This window comes from Pseudomonas sp. B37(2017) (assembly GCF_002112885.1).
GTDB classification, from domain to species: Bacteria; Pseudomonadota; Gammaproteobacteria; order Pseudomonadales; family Pseudomonadaceae; genus Aquipseudomonas; species Aquipseudomonas paraglycinae.
Genome location: NZ_NEIX01000010.1, coordinates 58285 through 79160, shown reverse-complemented (window position 1 = coordinate 79160; position 20876 = coordinate 58285). Strand labels below are relative to the sequence as shown.

The 20876-nt window shown below is 63.3% G+C and carries 18 protein-coding genes; 2 read left to right on the top strand and 16 right to left on the bottom strand.

Annotated elements, in window-relative coordinates; translation table 11 throughout:
• Positions 1-74: 74 nt before the first annotated feature.
• The 11 genes from CAF90_RS22590 to CAF90_RS22540 form a co-directional block, all read right to left on the bottom strand.
• Positions 75-1580 (bottom strand): YdgA family protein, encoded by a 1506-nt coding sequence (locus CAF90_RS22590; RefSeq protein WP_085608558.1) that lies wholly within the window; start codon positions 1578-1580, stop codon positions 75-77.
• A gap of 199 nt (positions 1581-1779) precedes the next feature.
• Positions 1780-2415: an NADH:ubiquinone oxidoreductase subunit N gene (locus CAF90_RS22585; protein ID WP_085608557.1), complete on the bottom strand. Its 636-nt coding sequence runs from the start codon at positions 2413-2415 to the stop codon at positions 1780-1782.
• A gap of 93 nt (positions 2416-2508) precedes the next feature.
• The gene (locus CAF90_RS22580; RefSeq protein WP_085608556.1) at positions 2509-3951 is read right to left on the bottom strand and encodes an efflux transporter outer membrane subunit; all 1443 of its coding nucleotides are present in this window, start codon (positions 3949-3951) and stop codon (positions 2509-2511) included.
• Positions 3948-4835 (bottom strand): HlyD family secretion protein, encoded by an 888-nt coding sequence (locus CAF90_RS22575; RefSeq protein ID WP_007957655.1) that lies wholly within the window; start codon positions 4833-4835, stop codon positions 3948-3950. The genes CAF90_RS22580 and CAF90_RS22575 overlap by 4 nt, the downstream gene beginning before the upstream one ends.
• Positions 4832-5041: a DUF1656 domain-containing protein gene (locus CAF90_RS22570; protein ID WP_007957657.1), complete on the bottom strand. Its 210-nt coding sequence runs from the start codon at positions 5039-5041 to the stop codon at positions 4832-4834. The genes CAF90_RS22575 and CAF90_RS22570 overlap by 4 nt, the downstream gene beginning before the upstream one ends.
• On the bottom strand, positions 5038-7101 hold the full coding sequence (locus tag CAF90_RS22565; RefSeq protein WP_085608555.1) for an FUSC family protein: 2064 nt from the start codon (positions 7099-7101) through the stop codon (positions 5038-5040). The genes CAF90_RS22570 and CAF90_RS22565 overlap by 4 nt, the downstream gene beginning before the upstream one ends.
• Positions 7098-7526 carry a MarR family winged helix-turn-helix transcriptional regulator gene (locus tag CAF90_RS22560; protein WP_011331882.1) on the bottom strand — a complete coding sequence of 143 codons (429 nt, stop codon included), beginning with the start codon at positions 7524-7526 and terminating at the stop codon, positions 7098-7100. The genes CAF90_RS22565 and CAF90_RS22560 overlap by 4 nt, the downstream gene beginning before the upstream one ends.
• A 124-nt stretch (positions 7527-7650) precedes the next feature.
• Positions 7651-7932 carry a type II toxin-antitoxin system RelE/ParE family toxin gene (locus tag CAF90_RS22555; RefSeq protein ID WP_039773012.1) on the bottom strand — a complete coding sequence of 94 codons (282 nt, stop codon included), beginning with the start codon at positions 7930-7932 and terminating at the stop codon, positions 7651-7653.
• Positions 7922-8167, bottom strand: a complete 246-nt coding sequence (locus tag CAF90_RS22550; RefSeq protein WP_039773014.1) for a type II toxin-antitoxin system Phd/YefM family antitoxin — start codon at positions 8165-8167, stop codon at positions 7922-7924. Before CAF90_RS22550 ends, CAF90_RS22555 begins: the two co-directional genes overlap by 11 nt.
• A gap of 95 nt (positions 8168-8262) precedes the next feature.
• Positions 8263-8505, bottom strand: a complete 243-nt coding sequence (locus CAF90_RS22545; RefSeq protein ID WP_085608554.1) for a DUF2789 domain-containing protein — start codon at positions 8503-8505, stop codon at positions 8263-8265.
• A gap of 128 nt (positions 8506-8633) precedes the next feature.
• A complete protein-coding gene (locus tag CAF90_RS22540; protein WP_085608553.1) occupies positions 8634-9095 on the bottom strand; it encodes an aminoacyl-tRNA deacylase in 462 nt (153 codons plus the stop codon).
• Positions 9096-9291: 196 nt separating this feature from the next.
• On the opposite strand from CAF90_RS22540, the gene CAF90_RS22535 reads away from it, so the two are divergent.
• Entirely contained in the window at positions 9292-9819 is a 528-nt protein-coding gene (locus CAF90_RS22535; protein WP_085608552.1) for an NfeD family protein, read from the top strand.
• 2 nt (positions 9820-9821) lie between these two features.
• Positions 9822-10580 carry a slipin family protein gene (locus CAF90_RS22530; protein ID WP_085608551.1) on the top strand — a complete coding sequence of 253 codons (759 nt, stop codon included), beginning with the start codon at positions 9822-9824 and terminating at the stop codon, positions 10578-10580.
• Here the strand turns inward: CAF90_RS22530 and CAF90_RS22525 are convergent.
• The 5 genes from CAF90_RS22525 to CAF90_RS22505 are packed head-to-tail and all read right to left on the bottom strand — an operon-like array spanning position 10546 to position 20846.
• The gene (locus tag CAF90_RS22525) at positions 10546-11520 is read right to left on the bottom strand and encodes a sulfotransferase family protein (protein WP_085608550.1); all 975 of its coding nucleotides are present in this window, start codon (positions 11518-11520) and stop codon (positions 10546-10548) included. The two genes, CAF90_RS22530 and CAF90_RS22525, sit on opposite strands and share 35 nt — an antisense overlap.
• Positions 11508-12293: an aspartyl/asparaginyl beta-hydroxylase domain-containing protein gene (locus CAF90_RS22520; RefSeq protein ID WP_085608549.1), complete on the bottom strand. Its 786-nt coding sequence runs from the start codon at positions 12291-12293 to the stop codon at positions 11508-11510. Before CAF90_RS22520 ends, CAF90_RS22525 begins: the two co-directional genes overlap by 13 nt.
• Positions 12290-12895 (bottom strand): adenylyl-sulfate kinase, encoded by a 606-nt coding sequence (gene cysC / locus CAF90_RS22515; RefSeq protein WP_085608548.1) that lies wholly within the window; start codon positions 12893-12895, stop codon positions 12290-12292. The genes CAF90_RS22520 and cysC overlap by 4 nt, the downstream gene beginning before the upstream one ends.
• A complete protein-coding gene (locus CAF90_RS22510) occupies positions 12879-14393 on the bottom strand; it encodes a TolC family protein (RefSeq protein WP_007957681.1) in 1515 nt (504 codons plus the stop codon). The genes cysC and CAF90_RS22510 overlap by 17 nt, the downstream gene beginning before the upstream one ends.
• Before the next feature lie 48 nt (positions 14394-14441).
• Positions 14442-20846 carry an Ig-like domain-containing protein gene (locus tag CAF90_RS22505; RefSeq protein ID WP_085608547.1) on the bottom strand — a complete coding sequence of 2135 codons (6405 nt, stop codon included), beginning with the start codon at positions 20844-20846 and terminating at the stop codon, positions 14442-14444.
• Between the last annotated feature and the right edge of the window lie 30 nt (positions 20847-20876).

Below are 20876 nucleotides of genomic sequence, written 5' to 3'. Positions count from 1 at the left end.
CCCGGACGCCAGACAGCAAAACGCCCGGCGTCTGCGGGTGCAGAGGCCGGGCGTTTCGGTGTAGCGCGGGGCGTTTACTGAGGCTGTTCGATGCTGCCGAACTTGCTCATCAGGAAGCCGACGAACTGCTCGACGGTCATCTTCTGGCCGTTGAATTCCACCTGATTGGCGGCGTAATGCAGTTTGGTGACAACGTTGGTGCCATCCAGGGTCGCCAGCTGCGAACCGACGGCCATGCCGGCGAACATGTCGGCGCCAGCGCTGGCCTGGTCAACGATGGCCTTGGCATCGGTCTGACCGTCGATTTGCGCCTGGACGCTGAGCAGATCGACCAGCATCGGCTTGGACACCAGCACATTGACGTCAAGCAGCGCGATCAGCTGTTTGCCCAGTTGATCCGGCGGCAGGTCCATTGACTGTGGCTTGGCCAGATCGAGCACCAGACTCGCCCGGCTTTCGCCGTTGGCGGTTTTCAGCGACAGGTCTTCCAGCGCCAGTTGCGGCCCGGCTGCCAGCAGTTTCTGCAGGTCGGCCTTGACCTGGGTGGACTCGGCCTCGGTCAGGTTCAGCTCCGGTGCCGGCAGGCCGGCGGCGGTGGCTTCGGCAGCAGCTTTTTCGTAAGGCTGGAGCTTGGTCTGGTAGATCTGCATCAGCGACATGGCCGACGGAATGTCGAGGTTTTTCAGACTCATGGCCAGGTTGGCCGAACCGATTTTCTTGTCGTTGAGGGTCACTTCGCCGACCTTGTAGTCGGCACGGCCGGAGGCGTTGCTGCCGTTCTCTTCGGTGCGGTTCTTCATTTCGAAGTTCTTCACGCCCAGCACCGATTGTTTGACGCCGAAGGTGGTCTTGCTGCTGGTCAGTTCCAGGGTGTTCTCGCCGGTGTAATAGCCGTAGGTGCTCTTGGCGAGGTTGCTGGCCAGGGTCAGGCCGTTGAGTTCGATCTGCACCGGCGCCTGATCTTCGGCGACCGTGGTCAGGTGCAGGCTGTCCATGTAGCCGTCGGCCTTGACCTTCTGGGCCTGGGCGCTGGCGGAAATGTCCATGTTCAGGCCGGAAAACTTCAGGCTCGACTTGTCGTCCAGCGCGGCTTCCAGCGGCAGCAGCTCGAGGTTGCCGGTGGTGGATTGGTCGTAACCGATGTTGACCACGCCTTTGAGCGGCGCGGCGCCCTTGGTGGCGGCAAACCATTTTTCGGTGATCGGGGTCTTTTCCAGTTCGTAGTGACTGGTGGCCATGACCGGCAGCCACTTCAGCGACACCAGACGCGAGAACGGCAGCGGGCCGTGTTCGATGTGATCGACGAACAGCAACTCGACCGGCGCCTCGCCGAACATTTCACCCTCGCCCTTGAGGCGATAGTGCGCGGTGCTGCTGAAGGTGTTGCGCTCAAGCGATACCAGTTCCAGCGACGCACTGCCGTTGGAGCCGGCCATGGCGGTCTGCAACTCGCTGTTGGCGTTGGCGACGGCATTGTTCAGCACGCCTTCGATTTTGGTGCCGGTGTACCAGGCCCCGCCTACGCTGATGGCGCCGATGGCCACAACAATTCCGAGAAGCACGCCTGCTGATTTATTCATGAATGACCTGATCGATTTCCGTGGCTGAAAGTGTGGTCGTCTTCCCTGAACCCGTGACCGGGCCGTGGCGCGACTCCGCTGAATTTAGCGGTGGAGATTAGCACTGGCAGTGCGACGCGGCCCAATGTTTAAAGGTTAAAGAGTGTCGACAAGTCATGGACAAACAAAAAGATCGCCGGGTTCGGCGATCTTTTCGGGATCAGGAATATTGCACCTCGATCTCATCGAGCTGATGGTCGAAGCTTTTCAGCCGCGCGGTCCAGGTGTACACCAGCACTTCGAAATCCCGGTCGATCACCGCCCCGCCCGGCCCGTCGCTGCGCGGGTCGCAGAAGTCCAGCTGATAGCGCTCGCGGGCCATGGCCGTGGCGACGTCCGACAGTTCGCGGGCGTTGTTGAGCCAGTGCCAGCCGTCGCCGGCGACTTGCCGGTCGAGGGCCAGACATTGTTTTTTCAGGGCTTCGAGGCTTTTTTCCAGCGGCGTGCCGGTGAGTTCGCCCATGACTTCGGCGAAGGTCCGCCCCGGTTGCCAGTAGCTGCCCCAGAAGTAGCGGTCGAACACGGTTTCGACTTTGCGCAGCGCGACTTTGGTGTCCCAGATCAGCAGCAGCGTCTTGCTCTGCTCAAGCTGGCGTTTCTTGAGTCGCTGGCTTTGCACCAGCGCCGACGCCACGACCACGATCGCCATGACCGCGATCAGCGCCACGGTGCTGTCGAGGAAGACCATTGCCTTGTCGATCTGGTGGGCCAGCATGATGCCGTAGAAATAGGTGGCCGACAGCAGCACCAAGGCTACCAGGGCGCACCAGAAGCCGAGAGCGTAAGGGTTTTTCATTATTGGTTTCCCCTAGACCTGCGCTAGCGATGTGCACTGAAAATGCGCCTGGTTCGGGGCGCCCTTTCAATACTTCAAAGCATAGCAACGGCCTCAGGGTTTGCTGGCGCTCGAGGCTTGCGTTCGTCCGCTTTCCCAACCGCCGCCCAGGGCGAGGAACAAATCGATCTGGCTCATGGCAACCTGGGTGTTGGCGGCGGCCAGTTGCGCGGTGACGTCGGTGTAGGTGCGGGTGGCCTGCAGGTCGGCGAGGAACGACTCGCGGCCGGCCTGGAAGAAGCGGTGCGTCTGGTCGGCCGCCAGTTTCGCCGACTGCTCGGCATCGGCCAGCGCATCGCGGCGTTGCAGCAGCGCGGAGTACTGGGACAGGCCGGTCTGGGTTTCGCGGATAGCGTTCAGCACGACACCGTCAAAGTGCGCCAGCGCGCCCTGGGTTGTGGCTTCGGCTTCGCGGATACGGGCCCGGGCGCCGTTGGTCGGCACACTCCAGCTCAGCGACGGACCGAAGCCCCAGCGGTTGGTGGACGGTTTGCCAAGGTTGTCCAGAATACCGACGGTGCCGATTGTCGCGCCGAAACTGATGTCCGGGTACAGCTCGCCGGTGGCGATACCGACTCCAGCCGTCGCGGCCGCCAGACGCCGCTCGGCCTGGCGGATGTCCGGCCGACGCTTGAGCAGCGCAGCGCCATCGCCGACCGGCACCAGTTGAGCGATTTTCGGCAGTTCGGCGCAGGTCGCGGTGCCGGCCGGCAATTGATCGACAGGCTTGGCCAGCAGCATCGACAGCCGGAACAACCCGGCCTGCCGCGCCGCCTCATAGCGCGGCATGTCGGCGCGTAGGGATTTGAATTGGGTCTGCGAACGGGTGACCTGGGTTTCGTCGCCGCGCCCGGCATCGCGCAGACGCTGGATCAGGGTGGTGCTCTGGGATTGCAGGTCGAGGGAATGCTGGGCGATTTCCCGTTCCTCGTTCGCCGCGCAGACCTGGGTGTAGGCCCGCACCACGTCGGCGACCAGGGTGATGCGCGCGGTATCGGCCGCGGCCTGGGTTGCGTCGGCGTTGGCCTTTGCCGCTTCGATCCCGCGTTGCAGCGTGCCCCACAGGTCGAACTGGTAGGACGCGCTGATACCGATATCGCCGATGTTGGCCACCGGTACTTTCTCCGGCAGCAGGAATGCCTCGCCGGATTCCTGCAAGCGTTGCGCGCCCATCTTCACGCCGCCGCTCCAGCCACCGGCCGCCTCGGCTTCATCGACCTGCGCACGGGCCCGCGACAGGTTCGCCGCTGCCACCCGCAGATCGGTGTTGGACGCCATGGCCTGCTGCACCAGTTGATCCAGGCGCGGATCCTGATACAGCCGCCACCAGTCCGCCGGCACCGGGGCCGACACCACCGGCTTGCCGGCCACCGCCAGGTCGCCCTGGAAATCCTTGCGCTGGATCGCCGCGTCTTCGGGCACGTGGTAGTCCGGCCCGACCATCGAGCAGGCCGACAGCATCATGCCCAAACCGGCGATCATCAGGGCCCTGCTCATTTGGCGGGCTCCTGCGGTTGATCGTCGATGATCGACACGGTGGCGGTGCGCCCGGCGATCATGCGGAAGTCATCCGGCACGTCGTCAAAGGCGATACGCACCGGAATCCGTTGCGCCAGACGCACCCAGCTGAACGCCGGATTGACGTTGGGCAGCAGGTTGCTGCCGCTCGAACGGTCACGATCTTCGATGCCGGCGACAATGCTTTCGACATGCCCGCGCAGGCGAGCACGGTCGCCGATCACGCGGATATCCACCGACTGCCCGATGTGGATGCCGTCGAGTTTGGTCTCTTCGAAATAGCCGTCGATGTGAAACGAATTGCTGTCGACCACCGACAACACCGGACGCCCGGCGGTGACGAACTCCTGCGAGCGTGGTGCACGGTCGTTGACGTAGCCGTCCACCGGGCTGCGGATCACCGAGCGGTCGAGGTTGAGCTGCGCACTGTCCACCGCCACCAGCGCTTCGGCCAGGGCCGATTGCGCGCGGGCCACTTTCGACTGGCTTTCTTCCAGCTGTTCGGCCGGCACCAGATTGCCCAGACCACGGTTACGCTTGGCTTCACGCTGCGCCTGGGCGAGGGTTTCTTCGCGATCAGCGACCGCCGCCTTGGCCTGGCGCAACGCCAGTTTGAAACGGTCCTGGTCGATGCTGAACAGCACCTGGCCGCGTTTCACCAGCTGGTTGTCCTTTACTTCGACCTGCTGGATCAGCCCGGACACGTCCGGAGCGATCTGCACAATGTCGGCGCGAATGTGGCCGTCGCGGGTCCAGGGCGCGAACATGTAATACATCACCATGCGCCAGACCACGACGACGGCGAAAGTCACGATCAGCAGCGTCAGGACGACGCGACCGAGGGTCAGAAACGGTTTTTTCATGTCATCAGGTATCGACTGAGTGAATCCACGCCGTACAGCATCACGGCGTAGAGAGCCACGTTGAACAATGCCCGGTGCCAGACCAGACGGTAGAAATGCAGGCGTGTGAGCACGCCGTGTACCAAAACAAACAGCACATAAGTGATGCCCATCAACACCAGCAGGGTCGGCAGGAAAATGCCGCTGATGTCCAGATCACCGATCATAGGGGCGCTCCTTCGGGCAACGGTTCTTCGGGCTCTGCGTTGGAGACGAATTCCACGCCGGGCAACAGCGCCAGGCGCAAACCGCTCAAGGCGTGCAACAGGTTTAGTCGGGTTTCTTCATCGCCGTGGCCATTGAGCGCGCGGCGGGTGCGATCCATGGTCATCAGCAAGGCGCTTGGCGCCGGCAAGCGTTCCCCGGCCTTGAGGCAGGCCCGGAAATATTCGCCGACCTCTGCCACCACTTGCTTGAGCAACGCGTTCGGCGCGCCCGTCACTCGCGGTGTATAGGCAAGCAAGTCGAGCAGGTTCAGCCCCACGCGCACCTCGCGCATGGCGATGCCGGTGTCCTGGCCGGTCAGCGCCAGACGCGGCAGGTGCTGCATCAGGCGGTCAAGCAGTTGCACGCCCAGTTGCCGGTGTTCAGCGAGGTTCGCCGGTTCGGTCATGCTGACGATGTCTTTCCAGCTGAAACGGGTCAGGCGCTTGGCCGCCAGCTCGGCGCCGAACGGCCGGGCGATCAGCGTCCAGATGAACGCGAACAACAGTCCCATCGGGCCCGCCAGGTTGGAATTGACGAAGGCGAAGAAGTCCGCGTCGTAAGCACCGGAAATGCTGATGAACGACGAGGTATTGACCAGCGTCAGCAGCATGCCGAGATAGAAACGTGGCTGCACCGTCAGGGTGCCGACACAGATGAACGGCACCGCGAACGCCAGCACCAGCATCGGAAAGTCATGCAGGTTCGGCAGCACCAGAAACAGGTATAGGCTGGCAAACAGCACCGACATCCCGGTCCAGAAAAAGAACCGGTAGATCTGCGGCGCCGGGTCGTCCATCGAGGCGAAGAAGCTGCACGACACCGCCGCCAGAATCACCGCACTGCCACCGTCGGTCCAGCCCAGCAGGATCCACAGTACCGAGGCGACGATGATCGCCAGGATGGTCGAGACCACCGAATACAGCATCAGCCCACGGTCGATGAATGGCGTCAGGCGACCCAGCCGCCAGTGGCGATAAACCGCGCGCCAGCTGTCCTGGCGCTCGCACAGGATCGCGTCCTGCAGGCTGCGGCAGTCCTGCCACAGATCGATGAATTCGCCGAGGCGGTACAGCGCATTGGAAAACAGCAACTGTTTGCGATCTTCGAGGGCGTCGGCGCTCGGTTGCAGCGCTTCGAGCTGATCCCGCAACGCTTGCCAGCGCTCGAGATCGGCGTCTTTGTGGCCGAGCCATTCGCGGGTCGCGGTGAGCAGCGGCGCGAACTTTTCCACCAGCTCCGGTGTGCGCCGTTCGAGGGCATAAAGCGAATCTTCGAGGGCATCGATCACCGGCAAAAGGTGGATCATCCGCCCACGCAATTCCTTGGTGTTGCGCACCGTCTGCGGCCGCGCACCTTCGTGCGGCAACTGACCGATCATCAATTCCAGGCTGTTGAAACTGCCAACCATCGCCATGCGCAGGGCTGCGACCTCTTCGGGCTGCACGTCGCGGCTGAGGAATTTCAGACTGTAAGTTGTGGCGTCGGCGAACCACTTGCCCACGGCATCGTTGAACACCGGTGCCAGGCGCCGTGGCCAGAACATCGCGCCGACCACCGCCGCCACGGCGATGCCGAGAAAGATTTCCTCGGTCCGCGACTCGGCCACGTCCCACACCGCCAGCGGGTTATCCACCACCGGCAGGGCGATCAGCGGCAAGGTGTAGCCGGCCAGCATCAGCGCGTAGTTGTTGGCGGTGCGCAGGTGCAGGGACAGAAACAGCAGAATCCCCGTCCACAAGGCGATGACCACCACCAGCACATACGGGCTCTGGACGAACATCGGCACGAACAGCACTGCCGCCGCCGCACCGAGAAACGTGCCGATCGCGCGATACAGCGCCTTGGAGCTGGTCGGGCCGAGGAACGGGCTGGAAACGATGTACACCGTGGCCATCGCCCAATAAGGACGCGGCATTTGCATGAGCAAGGCGATGTACAGCGCGATCATCGAGGCCGCGAACGTGCGGATCCCGTAGAACCAGTCCCGCGCGGGTGGCATGCCGGAAAAGAACCCGTTCACGGATTGATCACCGTTGGCGGAGTGGCCGCCTCAAAAGCTCTCAGTACCCGAAGCGTAGCCTCCAGATCGCGCTGGTCGATGCCTTCGAGCACTTCATGACGCAGGCGCACCAGTTGCGCTTCGACCGCTTGCACCAGCTCACGGCCGGTGTCGGTCAGGCTCAGGCATTTGGCGCGACGGTCCTGGGCATCTTCAGTGCGGCAGACAAATCCGGCGTGACACAACTGGTCAAGCAGGCGCACCAGCGACGGCGACTCCATCCCCGCCGCCTGCGCCACCTGCACCTGGCGCACACCCTCGCCCAAACGCCCGATCATCAACAACGGGACGGCGCAGGCTTCGGAAATTCCATAGTTGACCAGCGTGGTCTGGCAGATCTTCCGCCAATGCCTGGCGGCCACCACCATGGCACTGCTGATATTCATCTGGAGAGCGTCGAGGTTATTCGGCACGAGGGAATGCACACACTGTTAGTTTGCTAACTATCAATATCGCATTGGTGGGGAAATTCAGTCAAGTTTTGAAACAAATTGGGTTGCGTGCTTCAGCTCAGCGTCTTTTCGCGTTTTCGTAAACGTCGCTTCGCTCGCGCTTACCCACGGCGACTACCGAGACAACAACCCGCTCTTCGATCACTTGGTAAACCAGTCGATAACCGGACGCTTTGAGTTTGATCTTGTAGCAGTCAGGCATGCCGTGGAGGGAGTCAGCCGGAATACGGGGACGCTCAAGACGCTCAGCCAGCTTCTTTTTAAATTGATCACGCAGCGTATGACCCAGTTTGTTCCACTCTTTGTGGGCGGAAGGTAGAAATTCGAGCTTATAGGTCATCCAGGCTCACCGGTATGGGAGTCTCGTGACTGCGAGAACGAACGATTTCTGCCAACTCGAGATCATCGAGCCGCTCCATCATGGCTTCGTAAACGTCAGCCGGCACCATGTAGCCCATGACCCGGTTGTGATTCAGGACAGCAACTGCTCCTCCGTGCGCGCCGTTAAGCACTGCGGAGGGGTTTTTCTTCAATTCAGAAACACTGACAGCCATATCGGCCAGAACACTTTGCATAATAAAAGACCTCAATTGAGGTCGTAATTCTGGTCTAAGGAAGCATTACTGGCAACCGGGTGAGTTGATTCAGCTTACGAACGGCAAGCTGATAATTACCCCCGCCCCTTCCTCAACATCACATCCAACTGATCCACCACCTCCGCCCAATCCGCATCATCGAGAATCTCGTCCCGCAGGAAATCCGCCTGGCTCTTGGTCCAGAAAAACGCGTCGCACAGGTGCAGTTCGGGTTTGAGCGGGGAATGGGTGGCGATGAACTGGTCGATGCTGACCGGGTCGTTGTCCAGGCCGAGTTGCTTGAACAGGGATGGGAGGCTGTGCGTCGGGTTTTCCATGTCGGAACTCCTGCGAGTTTAAAGGGTGTGAAAGATTTTTCGCGAGCAAGCCCGCTCCCACAGGTTTAGCGCAGAACCTGTGGGAGCGAGCTTGCTCGCGATGGGTGTCGGCACAGACGCTAAAAAAGCTACTGACTCAGTTCCCGCACCTGCGCACGCGGCACCATTTTCAGGAACTCGGGCATGCTCATGTGCAGCAGGTTGTTGTGGTTGCCGGCTTCCAGGTAGATGTCTTTCTGCCGGGTCAGCAGCGGGTCGATGACCATGTCCAGGCCGTAGGAATCGCCCAGTGGCGGCACGGCGCCGCGTTCGCAGTCGTCGAAAATGTGCGCCAGATTGCTTTCGCGGGTGATTTGCCATTCGCCGCTGCTGCGCACCTTGCTCAAGTCCAGGTGGCGGCTGGCGGGCAGCACCGCCATCAGGTAGTGCCCGTGACGGTCGTCCAGGATCACCGATTTGGCCACCCGTTCTGCGGCAATCCCGGAGACCCGCGCCGTTTCCAGGCTGCTGGACGAGTGCGGGTGAGTGACGATGTCATATTCGCATTGCGCCCGGTTGAGGCTGCTCTGCACTTTCTTGGCCATACGCATGATGCACCTCGGTGCCCGCCGACGCTGCGCGGCGGACGGTAATGAAACGCTGTGGCTGTCCTTGAAAGTCTAGTCCGGCGAGCCGCGAACACCGGGAAATCCGCCCACTGGCGAGGCAGGCGGATTGATCAAAAATCATCCAGCCACAGCCTCAACTAGACTGTAAGAACAAGTCCTGACTCTCGCGGAGGGTCACGTGAACATTCGTTGCTGTGCGCTTGCCCTGTTGCTGCTGAGTGGATCGGTGGTTGCGGCTGACGGTCTGTTTACCGCCGTCAGTCCGGTCGGCCTGTGGCTGATTACTCTGGGCATCACCTTCCTGATCGCCGAAGCCGCGCTGCCCAACTACGGGGTGATCGGCCTGGGCGGCATCGTCATGTTTGTGATCGGCGCGCTGATTCTGAGCAACGCCGAACTGCCGGTGCCGATGATGATCGGCCTCGGGCTGGTCAGCGCCCTGCTGCTGATCGCGCTGCTGGTCCGCGCCCTGAAAACCCGACCGCGCCAACCGGTCAGCGGCGATGCCGGCCTGCTCGGCAGTGTCACGGCGGTGACGGTGGTGCAACCGGAAGACAGCCGCAACGGCTGGGTGCAATTACAAGGAGAACGCTGGCAGGTGCTGAGCGCCACGCCGCTGTACACCGGGCAACCGGTGCGCGTGGTCGGACGCAAGGGCCTGTTGCTGCAAGTGGCCGCGACTGACGCGGCACCGCTCGGAGAGTGATCATGGGTCTGCAAATCGGTTTTGTCGCGCTGCTGCTGTTGCTGATCGCCTTGGCCGGCTCGACGTTCCGCATCCTGCGCGAATACGAACGCGGCGTGGTGTTCCAGCTCGGACGCTTCTGGCAGGTCAAGGGGCCTGGGCTGATCCTGTTGATTCCGGTGGTGCAGCAAATGGTCCGGGTCGATCTGCGCACCATCGTCCTCGACGTGCCGCCGCAAGACGTGATCACCCGCGACAACGTCTCGGTGAAGGTCAACGCGGTGCTGTACTTCCGCGTGCTCGACCCACAGAAAGCGATCATCCAGGTCGAAGATTTCCTCATGGCCACCAGCCAACTGGCCCAGACCACCCTGCGCGCGGTGCTCGGCAAACATGAGCTGGACGAACTGCTGGCCGAGCGCGAACGCCGGAACATCGACATCCAGCAAGTGCTCGACGCCCAGACCGACGCCTGGGGGATCAAGGTCGCCAACGTCGAAATCAAGCACGTCGATCTCAACGAGTCGATGGTGCGCGCCATCGCCAAGCAGGCCGAAGCCGAGCGGGAACGGCGAGCCAAGGTGATCCACGCCGAAGGCGAATTGCAGGCCTCGGAAAAACTCATGCAGGCCGCCGAAATGCTCGGCCGCCAGCCCGGCGCCATGCAGCTGCGCTACATGCAGACCTTGAGTTCGATTGCCGGCGACAAGAGCTCGACCATCGTCTTTCCGTTGCCGATCGAGTTGCTCAAGGGGATGGCGGATCTGTCGGCGAAATCGTGAGCGCGCGCAAGCGTTCCAGCGCGGCATAAGGCGCACGGGCGCAATGTTCGACCCGTGCCTGCAACAGCGCCGATGCCTCGCGGCGCTTGTGCTCGCTATCGACGAGAAAGGGTTGTGACGGCTGCTTCGCGTGCTGCGCCGTCGCCGCCAACGTCTGTTCACATTGCGCGGCACTCAGCTTGAAAAACCGCGCCAGCCGTCCGCTCATCGCGTCGGGCAATTCGCTGTAATTGAGCGCCAGCCCGGCAGAATCACGGCAATGCACCCACCCCGCCTCCAGCAGGCGCCCCAGCCGCCGGGCGATGAAATCCTCGCGACCCTCGAACGGCAAATCATCGTCCAGCACACAATCGCCGAGCGCGCCCGGCACCATGTGCAGGCCGGGGCGACGCAGGTGAGAGACAGCGATTTCCAGCGGATCGCGATAAACAAACAGCCACGGCGTATCGGGAAAGCACTCGTGCAGCAACGGCCATTCGCCGATGTTCCAGGCGTCGAGTTTGATCACCAGTCGCTGCTCCGTACCGCACCGCCGCTGACCGTACGCCGAAAGCAATCCGGCGATGGCCGCGCGGCGTTCTTCGTCCGGCAGAGCGCTACGCAGCAAGGCATCAAGGGGCGGCGGCTCCGAGACCACGATGTGATCGTCGAGCCGGGCAAGCATCTGACTGATCAGCGTCGAACCGCATCGCGAGGCGTGGAGGATAAAGGCACTCGGCGGCAGACCCGGACTGAGCGCTTGCCAATCCATGAGCGCCGACAAGGGTGTTTGCCGGCGGAACGCCTGATTGAACGGCAGGCGCAACGCGTCTTCGACGGCCTCACGAAAGAACGGCTGATGCAGCGGCGTGTCGCCAAACCAGCACCAGTCGACCTGCCATTGCCCGGCGGTTTTCCAGATGCGAATCGGCAACCAGCCGTCGAAATTCACAGACGCCATTGTTCGTTCCATGACCGGCGACCGTTACGCATCGCCGCCAGCAGTTCTTCACGGGAAAAATGCAGACCGCGCTCAGTGGCCAGCGCCAGCGTCTGGGCGATAAATGCTTCTGGGTCGTGCAATGCCTGCAACGTTGCGGACAACACCGGATCCGTGACCAGCAACCGTTGAAAACGCTGCAGCGCCGTCTCCGCGCCATCGGGCTGCGGAGTGGTCGGCAAACCGTCAACAACCATCTGCTCCAGCCAGGGCGCGGGGCGGCAATCGAGCACCAGATGAACCCGAGCTGTGCTGTCGCGATTGTCGACCCGATGCGGCCGGGCGAGATCAAGAAACCAGCATTCTCCCGCCGTCATCGGCATACGCTGGCCGTCGAGCCAGAAGTCCACGGCGGGCGGACTGAGCAGTGGAATATGCAGGCGCAAATCGGCGTCCGCACCCTCAAGATCGTAGTCGCGATGCTCATGAATCTGCCCGCCCGGCCCTAGTCGCAGCAGCCGCGCACTGACGATTTCCAGCGGCAGATCCCGCAGCGCCTGCTGCCAGCGACGATCATTCAGCCAAGGGGCGCGTTGTACGGGTTCGGCACTGCCGGGGGACAGTTCGGTCAGCGCATCGGCGGCGGAAATCAGCGCCACGCCGCTCCAGTCGCCGGCGAAATAAGCGGTGTTGAAATGACCGCGCCAGGCAGCGTCGTCAATCGCCGCCAGCGCCTGCAACAGCAACGGCAGGTCCATCGTCACCGGCAACCGTGAGAACGCCGGCCGGCTCATGCCTTGGGCAACACCGCAGTTTCGCCGAGCCAGGTCAGCAACCGGTCCAGACAGGCTTCGACCGTCAGCGTGCCGGTGTCGAGCACCAGCGAAGCCTGGGCTGGCGCCTCGTAAGGTGCCGATATGCCGGTGAACCCGGCCAACTCGCCGCGTCGGGCCCGGGCGTAATGCCCTTTCGGATCGCGCTGCTCGCACACCGCCAGCGCGGCGCTGCACCAGACCTCGCGATAGTCCTCGCCCAAACGGCGGGCAAACACCTCGCGCAGTTCCGCCAACGGCGCGATCATCGCCAGAATCACGATCTGCCCGTTCTCCACCAGCAACGCCGCCAGCTCACTGGCGCGGCGGATGTTTTCCAGGCGGTCGGCATCGGTAAACCCCAGGTCGCGGTTGAGCCCGACCCGCAACCCATCGCCATCAAGCACCACGCTTTGCAGACCGCAACTGAACAACTCGGCATGCAACGCCTGGGCAAGGGTCGATTTGCCCGCCGCCGGCAGACCGGTCAGCAGCATCGCCGTGCCGCGGTGGCCGTTGCGGGCCTCGCGTTGGGCACGGCTGATACTGGCGGTCGGCGCCAATACGTCACTGCGCGGAGGCATGGGCCACCGGCACTGAAATATTCCCCGAGGCCCACGCCGCTTCGCGGTTGGCCAGCGCGGTGGCGATCGACTGGACTTCGGTCGACTGCACCTGATCCGGCAGCGGATCGAGGCCGGCGCTGGCGAAAATCTGGCCGTAAGCATTGCGCAGATCGGCGTAGGACAGGTCCCGACGCAAGTCGGCCTGCAAGGTGTTGAGCTCGCCCTGAATCAGGTCCAGCTCACCAATGCCGTCGGCCTGACGACGGTTACGCAACTGACCGACGATTTGCCCGTCGATGTCCGACAGTTGCTGGTTGGTCTTGAACTGGCGCAGCGCCTCCTGATAGTTGGCATTGGCCACGTAAAGCTGTGCCAGCACTGCAATCGACATCGCCTGACGCCGTGCAGCAGCAACTTCTTCGCCGGCCTTGGCCACGTCGATGGCCGCCGGGGCGGAGATCACGTTGAACAGGTTCCAGGTGACCTTCACGCCGTAGTCGGCCCAGCCCTGCTCGACCAGAAACGAGTTGCTGTCGTAATGCCCGCCAGCGGAGAACTCCAGGCCCGGCAGCAGACGCAGCATGGCCTTGCGGGTTTCGGCGGCGCTGATCCGGGTCTGGTAATCCTGCTCGCGCAGTTCCGGACGGCTGGTCAGGGCTTCCTGTTCGAGTTTGCTCAGATCGACCTTGAGTTCCGGGATCTGATAACCGTCATCGGTGGCCAACGTCAGGTTGGTGCCCAGCGGCAGGTTGATCAGGGTCGCCAGTTCGGTTTTCGCCAGCGACAGCGCGCGGCGTTGTTCTTCCAGTTGCCGGGTCGCCTCGATCAGCGAACGCTGGTAGCCGAGGGACTGCACCGGATCGCCGATGCGCTGTTCGCTCATGCTTTCGCTGTTGCGGCGGGCGGTGTCGACCCGCGCCATCAGGCTGTCGATCTGCTTGAGCAGACGTTCGGCGGCCATTGCCCGCCAATAGGCCGAGCGCACGTCCTGAACGATGGTGTTGATCACCTTGCGCCGGCGTTCCTGAACGATCAGGCGCTGGTCGCCCTGCTGCTTGGCGCTGATGTAGCTGACGCCGAAATCGAGGACGTTCCAGACCATGGTCAGGTCCGCGACGTCGCGGTCGCGGTCCTGGGAGGTCGACGGTTCCAGGGACTGGGTGCCGGTGCGCACGCTCTGGCTGCTGGAGGCGCTGACGTTGTTACGCCCGACGTAGCCGGCGTCCAGCGCCATGCGCGGCAGCATGTCGAAACTGGCAAGGTCGAGCTGCCGCTTGGCCAGCGCTTCCTCCATGATTTTCAAGCGGCCTTCGAGGTTGTATTTCACCGCGCGTGCCATGGCCTGGTGCAGGGTCAGCGGACCGCTCAGCGGTTCCTGGCCCTTGTACATGCTTTGCAGGTCGGCCCGGGCCCTTTGTTCGCTGACACTGCGTTCGATCGGTTCACTGGTCACTGCACATCCGCTGATCGCCAGCGCCAGCAGGCTGGCGCCGAACAACTTCTGACTTTTCTTCATCCCTGGATCGCCCCTAGGTCCCGCACATATGTGAGTTGTTGTGTGTTGTCAGGCCGGCATTTCGCTGATGCCGACCTGTTGCAGTGCTGCTGCCAGGTTGTCGACCCGGTGCTGCTCGCTGTCCTTGATCTGTTGCAGTTGCTGGCCCAGGGTCGGCGCGCCGAACACACCGCGCAGGCCCTGGGAAATATCGCCGCCCTTGATCGACTGGCTGCCGAAGGCATTCAGCGAATCGCGCTCGGCGCTGCTGTCCTGATTGAACAGGCTCGACAGCGTGCTGCTGCCGAACACCCCGCCATCGCCGCCGCCGAATCCGAGGAAGCCATGACCGGAACCGTCACCCAGGTTGTCGCTGCTGCTGAAAACCTGGGCAATGAAGCTCGGGCTCAGCGCACCGCGGTTGATGAAAATGTCCCCCAGCGGACGGATGCCGTTGCCGATCACCCGCTGCTCGAACAACGGCGCAAAAGTCAGCGGTGAACCGAGGTCACCGGTGGGCGGCGTGAAGACGATGGGTTGCAGCGGAACGTTCGGCAGTGGTGGCGGTGCGACCGGATCGCTGCTGCGGAATTCCGGATCTGGCGTTACCACGATCAGCGGAGAAGTCGGTGTCACAGGAGGCACAGGCACCACCGGCACCGTGTTGATCACGTAATTGCCGGAGCTGCTGACACTGCTGCCACTGTTGCCCGACAGGTCGCTGACCCCGGCCGTGTTGAGGCTGACCGCATTGCTGGCGCTGTTGACGTTGGCGTTCGGCGTCAGGGTCGCCGTCCAGGTCTTGCCACCGTCGCTGCTGCTCAGGTTGGACAAGGTGCCGTTGGCTACGCTGAGGTCCGACAGGTCGAAACCACTCACCGCTTCATTGAAGGTGATGATCACCTGCGAGGTCTGACCGACGCCCAGATTCGGATTGGCGATCACCACCGTGGCGGTCGGCCGCTCGCTGTCGAGGGCGTAGTTGTTCGACACCGCCACCGTGCTGCCGGCATTGCCCGCAAGGTCGGTGACGTTGCTGGTGTCCAGGGCAATGAAGTTGCTCGGGTCGGTGACATTCGCGGTCGGCGTGAAGGTCGCGGTCCAGGTCTTGCCGCCATCGTTGCTGCTCAGGTTGCTCAGATCACCGTTGGTCACGCTCAGGTCGGACAGGTCGAAATTGCTCACCGCCTCGCTGAAGGTGAAGGTCACCGTGGTGCTCTGGCCGATGCCCAGATGCGGGTTGGCGACCACGATGTTCACCGTCGGCCGGGTCGCATCGAGGATGTAGTTGTTGGAGATGGCGATGCTCGCCCCGAGGTTGCCGGCCAGATCCTGGACGCCGGCGGTGTCGATCAGGATCAGGTTGGTCGGGTCGTTGACGTTGGCTGTCGGCGTGAAGGTCGCGGTCCAGGTCACGCCGCCGTCGCTGCTGGTCAGGTTCGACAGCGAACCGTTGGCGACGCTGATGTCCGACAGGTCGAACCCGCTCACTGCTTCGCTGAAAGTAATGGTCACGGTGGTGGTTTCACCGATGCCCAGGCGATTGTCGGCGACCACGATGGTGGCGGTCGGCAGCGCGGTGTCGATCGCGAAGTTGTTGGAATCGGTGGTGCCGACGCCACTGTTGCCCGACAGGTTGGCCACCCCGGCGTTGTTCAGGGTGATCAGGTTGCTGCTGTCGGTGATGTTGTTGGTTGGGGTGAAAGTCGCAGTCCAGGTGATGCCGCCGTCGCTGCTGCTGACGTTGCTCAACGTGCCGTTGGCGATGGTCAGGTCGCTGTTGTCGAAACCGCTGACCGCTTCACTGAAGGTGATGGTTACCAGAGAGGTTTCCCCGGCCTTCAGCGAAGTGTCGGCAACCACGATGGTGGCGGTCGGCACCTGAGTCTGCACCTGATAGTTGGCCGAACTGGTGGTGCCGGTGCCGGTGTTGCCGGCCAGGTCGGTGATGCCGGTGTTGTTCAGGACGATCAGGTTGGTCAGATCGGTAACGCCGATGTTCGGCGTGAAGGTGGCCGTCCAGGTGATGCCGCCGTCGCTCGACGAAACGTTGCTCAGGGTGCCGTTGGCAACGCTCAGGTCGGAGTTGTCGAAACCGGTGACCGCCTCGCTGAAGGTGATGGTCACCAGCGCGTTTTCGCCGGGCCGCAGGTCACTGTCGGTCATGACGACGGTCGCCGTCGGACGCTGACTGTCGACCGCATAGTTATTGGAATCGGTGGTGCCGCTGCCGGCGTTGCCCGCCAGATCGGAGATGCCGGTGTTGTCCAGGGTGATCAGGTTGGTGGTGTCGGTGATGCCCGCCGCCGGCGTGAACGTCGCGGTCCAGGTGATGCCGCCGTCGCTGCTGCTGACCGCACTCAGCGTACCGTTGGCGATGATCAGGTCGGCGTTGGTGAAACCGGTCACCGCTTCGCTGAAGGTAATGGTCACCAGGCTGGTCTGACCGACGCCGAGCGCGGTGTCGGCGACCACGATGGTGGCGGTCGGACGGACCGTGTCGATCGAATAGTTGTTCGAATCGGTGGTGCCGCTGCCGGCATTACCTGACAGGTTCTGTACGCCGGTATTGTCCAGCGTGATCAGGTTGGTGGCGTCGGTGATGTTGGTGGTCGGTGTGAAGGTCGCCGTCCAGGTGATCCCGCCGTCGCTGCTGCTGACCGCGCTGAGCGTGCCGTTGGCAATCGTCAGGTCGGCGTTGGTGAAACCGGTCACCGCTTCGCTGAAGGTAATGGTCACCAGCGAGGTTTCGCCGATTTTCAGCGAGTTGTCGGCAATGATGATGGTCGCGGTCGGCACCACGGTGTCGATGGTGTAGTTGTTGGAGTTGGTCGTGCCGCTGCCGGCGTTGCCCGAAAGGTCGGCGATGCCGGTATTGGCCAGCACGATCAGGTTGGTCGCGTCGTTGACGCCCAGGTTCGGCGTGAACGTTGCCGTCCAGGTGATGCCACCATCGCTGCTGCTTACCGCCGTCAACGTGCCGTTGGCGATGATCAGGTCGGCGTTGGTGAAGCCGCTGACCGCTTCGCTGAAGGTGATGGTCACCAGCGAGGTTTCGCCGGCAGTGAGGTTGCTGTCGGCGACCACGATGGTTGCGGTTGGCCGCACCGTATCGATCGCATAATTGTTGGAATCGGTGGTGCCGCTGCCGGCGTTGCCCGACAGGTCGACGATGCCGGTGTTGTCCAGGGTGATCAGGTTGGTGGTGTCAGTGATGCTGGCGCTCGGGGTGAACGTCGCGGTCCAGGTGATGCCGCCGTCGCTGCTGCTGACCGCGCTCAACGTGCCGTTGGCGATCGTCAGGTCGGCGTTGGTGAAACCGCTGACCGCTTCACTGAAGGTGATGGTCACCAGCGAGGTTTCACCGATCCGCAGGTTGTTGTCGGCCACCACAATGGTCGCGGTCGGGCGCACGGTATCGATGGCGTAGTTGTTGGAGTCGGTGGTCCCGCTGCCGGCGTTGCCGTTCAGGTCCGCGATGCCGGTGTTGTTCAGCGTGATCAGGTTGGTCGCGTCGGTGATGCTGGCGGTCGGCGTGAACGTCGCCGTCCAGGTGATACCGCCGTCGCTGCTGCTGACCGCCGTCAACGTGCCGTTGGCAATGGTCAGGTCGGCGTTGGTGAAACCGGTGATCGCTTCGCTGAAGGTGATGGTCACCAGTGAGGTTTCGCCAATTTTCAGGGCGTTGTCGGCCACCACGATGGTCGCGGTCGGACGCGCGGTGTCGATCGCGTAATTGTTGGAATTGGTGGTGCCACTGCCGGCGTTGCCGGCCAGATCGACGACCCCGGTGTTATCCAGGGTGACCAGGTTGGTGGTGTCGGTAATGTTGGTGGTCGGCGTCAGCGTGGCGGTCCAGGTGATGCCGCCGTCACTGCTGCTCAGGCCGGTCAGGATGCCGTTGGCCACTGTCAGGTCGGCGGTGGTGAAACCGCTGACCGCTTCGCTGAAGGTGATGGTCACCAGCGACGTTTCACCCACTGCCAGACTGGTATCGGCCACAACAATGGTCGCGGTCGGGCGCACGGTATCGATCACATAATTGGCCGAATCGGTGGTGCCGCTGCCGGCGTTGCCGGCAAGGTCAGCGATACCGGTCTTGTCCAGGGAGATCAGGTTGGTGGTGTCCGTGATGCTGGCCGTAGGGGTGAACGTTCCGGTCCAGGTGATGCCGCCGTCGCTGCTGCTCACGGCGCTCAGCGTGCCGTTGGCGATGGTCAGGTCGGCGTTGGTGAAGCCGGTCACCGCCTCGCTGAAAGTAAAGGTCACCAGCGAGGTATCGCCGATCTTCAACGCCGTGTCGGACATCACGATAGTCACGGTCGGCCGTGCGGTGTCGATCGCGTAATTGACCGAGCTGGTCGTGCCGACGCCCGCCACGCCATCGCTGATGGCGGTCACACCGGTGTTGTCGAGGGTGATCAGGTTAGTGCTGTCGGTAATGTTGTTTGTCGGCGTGAAAGTCGCGGTCCAGGTCAGGCCGCCATCGCTGCTGCTGACCGATGTCAGCGTGCCGTTGGCGATGGTCAGGTCGGCGTTGGTAAACCCGGTGACTGCCCGGCTGAAGGTGATGGTCACCAGCGAGGTTTCACCGATTTTCAGGGCCGTGTCCGCCATCACGATGGTCGCGGTCGGTGGTTCCACATAGGCGGTGTTGAGCGTGCCGCCATTGTTGTAGATCGCCGCGAAGGCCAGCGGTACAGAGCCCGTCACGCCACCGCCCAGTTCTGCGCCGCCGGAACCGCTGCCGGCCGCGTTGCCGCTGATGGCGCTGAAGTTGGCAGCGGTGATCAGTACCGTGCCGCCCTGGTTCCAGATCGCGCCGACACCCCGTCCACCGTCGCCGCCGTTCAGGTTGTTGCTGCCCTGGCCGCTGCCGCCACCACCACCGCCGCCCGCGCCGATGTTGTTGCTGATGACCGAGGTGCCGACGATTTTCAGCGTGCCGGTGGAAGCGTTGTAAATGCCGCCGGCCGCATTGCCGCCGACGCCGCCAACCTTGTCCCAGCCAGCGCCGCCACCGCCGCCACCGATGGAAATCGTGCCGTTGCTGGCCGTGCCGCCATTGCCGCCATTGCTGTAATAGGACACGCCCACACCGCCCGCGCCGCCCGTGGTCGAGCCGCCGCGCCCGCCCATGTGCGTCGCGTCGTAGCCACCGCCGTAACCGCCGACACCGCCGCTGCCGGCCTGGCCGCCCAGCGTACCGGTGCCCGGCCCGGCCGTGCCGCCATGACCGCCGCTCTGACCGCCAAGACCACCGCCACCGCCGCCGCCACCGCCGTAAAACGCACCGGTGACACCACCGCCACCACCACCGCCGGCCGCCGCGTTGCCGGTGACCGAAACGTTGTTCAGGGTCAGGATGCCGGCGTTGAAAATCCCGCCGCCCATGGCGCCGGTTGCCCCGTAGCCGCCATTGCCACCGTTGCCCGAGACCAGGCCCCGGGTGATGACCAGACCATCCAGGGTCACCGTGCTGCCGGAGGTGATTTCCACCACTCGGGTCCGGTATTGGCCGTCGAGCGTAACGTCGGCAACCCCGTCGTTGTTCAGGTCGCCATCCACGGTGACGTTCTTGTTGATCAGCAATTCCGAGGTGAGCTGCACCGTCATGCCGCTGCTGAAGGTCACGATGTCGCCGTTCTGCGCCGACGCCAGCGCGGCGCGCAGCGAGCCGACCCCGGTGTTGGCATTGTTGGTGGCGGTCCAGGTGGCCAGGCCCCACTGGTATTCGCTCATCGCCCGGGTCGACAGCACGTTGGCGCTTTCGATGTTGCCGGTGGCGATCTCCAGATCCCAGTCGCCGCCCACCCCGGTGCGGTTGTTCGAGGCGGCCACATCGCGGCCGGTCAATTGCGCCAGCGAGTCGACGAAGCTCAGGCCACGATCGCCTTCGGCGGTGTAGCAGCCGTAGATCAGGATGTCGCCGCCGACGTTCATGTCCTTGCCGATTTCCGCCAGGATCGCGCTGCGCTGGGCGACGTTGTCGGCCGACAGGTAACTGTTGCCGAGCCACAGGTCACCGGCGTTGCCGTGAGCGATGATCTGCACCGAGCTCACGCCCTGATGCTGGTCGAGGTAATCGGCGATCTGCTGCAAACCGTCCTTGCCGGCATCGAGCTTGACCACTTGCGTGCCGGGGGCCACGCCCTTGAGCAGGCTGTCGGCATCCTTGACCCGGGAATCGACGAACACCACGCTCTGCCCCGGCACCGCGACCGGGCTGGCGGCGGGCGTGGCGTCGGCCTGGCCGTGGGTGTCCTTGCTGGCGCTCGGGTGGTCGGCAGCCGGCGCTTTCGCGGCATCGGCGGTGGCATGGCTGTCAGCCTGGGCGGCGGTGTCGGCCACGGTGGCCACGGTGGCCGCGACGGCGCCGTCGAACAGCATGCGCGGTTCCAGCGACATGATCATGGGCGCCGCCAGCGTCCGTTGGCCTTCGGTAACCCGCGACTTCTGCTTGCTCCACCACATGTTGCTCACCCGGACTCGAACACAGTTGTT